Below are 4,752 nucleotides of genomic sequence, written 5' to 3' on the forward strand. Positions count from 1 at the left end.
GGCCCGGCGGCTGTCCCGGTACGCGAAGGAATTCGTCCCGGTACCGGCGGTGGCCGCCCGGCCCGTGACGAAGTGGCTGGCCTTCGGCAGGAAGGCGCGCCGGGCGGACGTGCGGGCGATGACGGCGCAGGTCCTGCGGGCGCATCCGAGCAGTGTGGGCGGGTTCCGCGACTCGATGTCGCAGCACGACCGGCGGGCGGCGCTGGCCACCCTGCGCGACACCCCGGCCGTGATCCTGGCTGGTGACCGGGACCGGATCACGCCGCTGCCGCATGCCCGGGTTCTCGCCGGGGAGCTGCCGCACGCCGAGTTCGTGCTGTTCCCGGAGGCGGGCCACGAGCTCACCTACGAACGTCCCGTCGGAGTCGCTTCCCGCCTCCGCGCCCTGCTCGACCAGGCCGCGGACTGAACGGCCCGTTCCCCGCGTGCTGGGGTGCTAGCGGGCCGGGGTCTGCTGGAGGGGGAAGCCGCCGCCGATACCGCGCCAGGCGAGGGTGGCGGTCAGCGCGACCGCGTCCTCACGGCTCATCGTGCTGTGGTGGGCGAGCCAGAAGCGCGCGCTGACCTGGCTCAGACCGACCAGGCCCACGGCCAGCAGGCGCGCCTTCTCTTCGTCGAGACCGGCGTCGGAGGTGATGGTCTCGGTGATGGCGTCCACACTGGCCGAGGTGGCGCGGTCCACGGCCTCTTGGACCGCGGGTTCGCCGCGCAGGTCGGACTCGAACACCATCCGGAACGCGCCCGCGTCGCCGTTGACGAAGTCGAAGAACGCGCCGACCGCGGCCTGCACCCGCAGCTTGTTGTCGGTGGTGGAGGCCAGCGCCTCCTGCACCCGGCCGACGAGCTCGTCGACGTGGCTTTCCAGCAGTGCGATGTAGAGGTCGAGTTTGCCGGGGAAGTGCTGGTACAGCACGGGTTTGGAGACACCGGCCTGCTCGGCGATCTCGTCCATCGCGGCGGCGTGGTAGCCGTTGGCCGAGAAAACGCGCTGGGCCGCGGCGAGTAGTTGTGCCCGCCGCTCGGTGCGCGGCAGCCGCACACCTCGCTGCTGTACCGGCGCGATCTCCGTCATGCTTCCTCCCCGGTTGAGACCGTTCGAGATTACTAGCCGGTACCGTCGACTCGCCAAGGCTGGGGCCGGATAGGCATCCTGATGGAATGACGGACACAGTGCCAACCCGCGAGGGGGCCGGCTCAGGCGATCGGGTGCCCCTCACCCATGTGCCGCTGTCTGCCACCCCACTGCCCGAACTGGATCCCCGGCAGCGGCCGTGGCCGGGCGGGGTCGAAACCTCCGGCGGCGTGTCGCTGCACGTGCGCCGCACCCCCGGCCAGGGCGAGACCAAGGTCGTCTACGTGCACGGCCTCGGTGGTTCCGCCACGAACTGGACGGACCTGGCCGCGCTGCTCTCGCCGTTCGCCGACGGCCTCGCCACCGACCTGCCCGGTTTCGGGTTCTCCGAGCCGAGGGACGGGTTCGACTACAGCCTCGACGCGCACACCGAGGTGCTCGCGACGTTCCTGGCCGGGCTGGACGCGGGGCCGGTGCACCTGGTGGGCAATTCGATGGGCGGGGCGATCGCCCTGCTGGTCGCCGCCCGGCGGCCGGAACTGGTGCGCACCCTCACCCTGATCTCCCCGGCGATGCCCGATCTGCGGCCCGACCCGCGCCGCTTGTCGGATCCGATGATGGCGCTGGCCTACCTGCCGCTGATCGGGCGGCCGGTGCGGCGCAGGCTGGCCGCGTTCGGCCCGCGCGAGCGGGCGGCGCAGGTGATCAAGCTGTGTTTCGCGGATCCGGATTCCTTCCCCGAACACCGTCTGGACGAACTGGCCGAGGAACACCTCGCGCGGGCCGAGTTCGCCTGGGCCGAGGCCGCGATGTCCCGCAGCACGCTCGGCATCTTCCGGACCTGGTTCGCGCGCGGACCGGCGTCCCTCTGGTCGGTGGCACCGAAAGTGGCGGCCCCGTCACTGGTGGTGTGGGGCACCGAAGACAAGGTGATCTCGGTCCGGTATGCCGCGCGCACCGCGACGGTGCTGCCGAAGGGGCGTTTGCTGGTGTTGCCGAGGACCGGTCACGTAGCGCAGATGGAACGCCCGATTGCCGTAGCGAAAGCGGTCCTGGGTATGTGGGAACGGGTCACCACGGGAGAGTGGTAGGCCATCCGGGTGGTGCGAATCCGGTCCGTGATCGGACGGTCGCCGTCGCATCACCGTTCGGATATGGCACTCTGGGGTGCGTGAACCGGGCGACGAACGGCGCGCGAAGCGACGAGAAGCGGGCTCAGTACCCACGGGGCGCCCGTTCTTCCGTCGCCGAGGTGCACAGGCTGAGCGAAGAGCGGTACCGCCCGGGGCGCCGCCGGACCACCGCCGAGCCGCTCAGCGCCTCCTGGAAGCCCGAACCGCAGCTCGAGCAGGATCCGGAGCAGGCGCGCAAGGCCCGCGCGGAACGCGGCAAGGCCCGCTCGGTCTTCAAGACCTACGGCTGGCGCGTGTACGTCCTGCCCATCCTGCTGGTGATCACCGCGCTCGTGGTGTTCAACACCGCGACCTCCCCGCCGAGGCAGGCGGCGGGCGCGGGTGCGGCGAGCGCCGGGGGCGACGCCGCACCGGCGGAATCCGGACCGGCGGAGAAGCCGGCACTGCCCGCCGACCTCAACGTGCCCACCGCCGACCTGCCCGACGGCGGCCACTACACCGAAGCGGGCAAGGGCACCTGGCACGTCATCCCGCCCACTGGTGACGCGGGGAAGCGCGCCGGGACGGCCGGGAAGCTCTACCACTACACGATCGAGGTCGAGGACGGCGTCGATCCGTCCGACTACAGCGGCGACGACTCGTTCGCGGCCGCCGTCGAGGCCACCCTGTCCAGCCCGCAGAGCTGGACCGGTACCGGGAAGGTCAGCCTGCAGCGCGTGGGGGCGGACTACCCGAGCCCGGACTTCCGGGTGCGCCTGACCAGCCCGGCCACCACCAAGCAGGCCAACCTGTGCGGGTTCGACATCAAGTACCCGACCTCGTGCTACACCCGCAGCTACCAGCGCAGCGTGGTCATCAACCTGGCCCGCTGGGTCCGCGCGGCCCTCGCCTTCAACGGTGACCTGGGGCTCTACCGCCAGTACGCGATCAACCACGAAGTGGGGCACGCGCTGGGCAACGGGCACGTCGGCTGCCAGGACAACGGCGCGCTGGCGCCGGTGATGATGCAGCAGACCTTCGGGGTGGCCAACGACTACGTGGCGCGGCTCAACGCCGTCGACCCGTACAACTCCAAGGCCGTCCCCGCCGACCACAAGGTGTGCCGGCCCAATGCCTGGCCGGTGCTCAACCTCGGCGACACCGCTCCTCACAACTGATCCGCCCGCCCATATCCCATTCTGTGGGACGAGGGGAAGACGTAGGGCAGAGTACGTGTTGTGGATACTGGGATGGCGACAACGCGATCCGTGTGAGATGGAGGAGCCGATGTCAGGAACACCGGCGGGCCAGTTGCCGCCGCTCGTGGAGCCGGCGGCCGAGCTCACCAAGGAAGAGGTGGCCAGGTACAGCCGGCACCTGATCATCCCGGATGTCGGGATGGAAGGGCAGAAGCGGCTCAAGAACGCCAAGGTCCTGGTGATCGGTGCCGGCGGGCTGGGCAGCCCCGCACTGCTCTACCTCGCCGCGGCCGGTGTCGGCACGCTCGGCGTGATCGACTTCGACGTCGTGGACGAGTCGAACCTGCAGCGCCAGGTCATCCACGGCCAGTCCGACGTGGGCAAGCCGAAGGCCGTTTCGGCGAAGGAATCGATCGCCGAGATCAACCCGTTCGTCGACGTCGTGCTGCACAACGAGCAACTGACCACGGAGAACGCGCTCGACATCTTCCGCGGCTACGACCTGATCCTGGACGGCACGGACAACTTCGCCACCCGTTACCTGGTCAACGACGCCGCGGTGCTGCTGGGCAAGCCCTACGTGTGGGGCTCGATCTTCCGGTTCGAGGGCCAGGTCAGCGTGTTCTGGGAGGACGCGCCGAACGGCAAGGGCCTCAACTACCGCGACCTCTACCCGGAGGCTCCGCCGCCGGGCATGGTGCCCTCGTGCGCCGAGGGCGGCGTCCTGGGCGTGCTGTGCGCGTCCATCGGCTCGATCATGGTGAACGAGGCGATCAAGCTCATCACCGGTATCGGTGAGCCGTTGCTGGGCCGCCTGATCAGCTATGACGCGCTCGAGATGCGCTACCGCGAGGTGAAGATCCGCAAGGACCCGGAGACCCCGAAGATCACCGAGCTGATCGACTACGAGGCCTTCTGCGGTGTGGTGTCCCAGGACGCCGCCAACGCGGCCGCCGCACACACGATCACCCCGGCCGAGCTGAAGGCGAAGTTCGACGCGGGTGAGGACTTCGTGCTGATCGACGTCCGCGAGCCGCACGAGTACGAGATCGTCAACATCAAGGGCGCCAAGCTGATCCCGAAGGACCGGATCCTCTCGGGTGAGGCGCTGGCGGAGCTGCCGCAGGACAAGCCGATCGTGCTGCACTGCAAGTCGGGCGCCCGCTCGGCCGAGGCGCTGGCCGCGCTGCACCGGGCCGGGTTCGCCGACGCCACCCACCTCGGGGGCGGCGTGCTGGCCTGGGCCCGCCAGATCGACCCGAGCCTGCCGACCTACTGACCGGCTCCGGCGCGTTCACGCCCCGGCACACCACCGTGTGTGCCGGGGCGTCGCGCATTCACGGAACGGACACGGGGCGCGGGGGAGGGG

General features: G+C 70.2%; 5 protein-coding genes. 4 read left to right on the forward strand and 1 reads right to left on the reverse strand.

Going from position 1 to position 4,752, the window contains the following annotated elements:
- The coding region (locus tag FNH05_RS32425; protein WP_222426772.1) for an alpha/beta fold hydrolase at positions 1 to 409 on the forward strand (409 nt) is incomplete at its 5' end.
- Positions 410 to 436: 27 nt separating this feature from the next.
- On the opposite strand, the gene FNH05_RS32430 is transcribed toward FNH05_RS32425, so the two are convergent.
- On the reverse strand, positions 437 to 1,072 hold the full coding sequence (locus FNH05_RS32430) for a TetR/AcrR family transcriptional regulator (RefSeq protein ID WP_144592658.1): 636 nt from the start codon (positions 1,070 to 1,072) through the stop codon (positions 437 to 439).
- A gap of 86 nt (positions 1,073 to 1,158) precedes the next feature.
- Here FNH05_RS32430 and FNH05_RS32435 point away from each other — a divergent pair, with 86 nt between their 5' ends.
- The 3 genes from FNH05_RS32435 to moeZ all read left to right on the forward strand — a co-directional run bounded on the left by FNH05_RS32435 (position 1,159) and on the right by moeZ (position 4,662).
- Positions 1,159 to 2,163, forward strand: a complete 1,005-nt coding sequence (locus FNH05_RS32435; protein WP_144592659.1) for an alpha/beta fold hydrolase — start codon at positions 1,159 to 1,161, stop codon at positions 2,161 to 2,163.
- 80 nt (positions 2,164 to 2,243) lie between these two features.
- A complete protein-coding gene (locus FNH05_RS32440) occupies positions 2,244 to 3,362 on the forward strand; it encodes a DUF3152 domain-containing protein (RefSeq protein WP_144592660.1) in 1,119 nt (372 codons plus the stop codon).
- A 109-nt stretch (positions 3,363 to 3,471) separates the two neighbouring features.
- A complete protein-coding gene (gene moeZ, locus FNH05_RS32445; RefSeq protein ID WP_144592661.1) occupies positions 3,472 to 4,662 on the forward strand; it encodes an adenylyltransferase/sulfurtransferase MoeZ in 1,191 nt (396 codons plus the stop codon).
- Positions 4,663 to 4,752: the final 90 nt, after the last annotated feature.

Origin of the sequence: Amycolatopsis rhizosphaerae (assembly GCF_007713715.1) — a bacterium.
Lineage (GTDB): Bacteria > Actinomycetota > Actinomycetes > Mycobacteriales > Pseudonocardiaceae > Amycolatopsis_E > Amycolatopsis_E rhizosphaerae.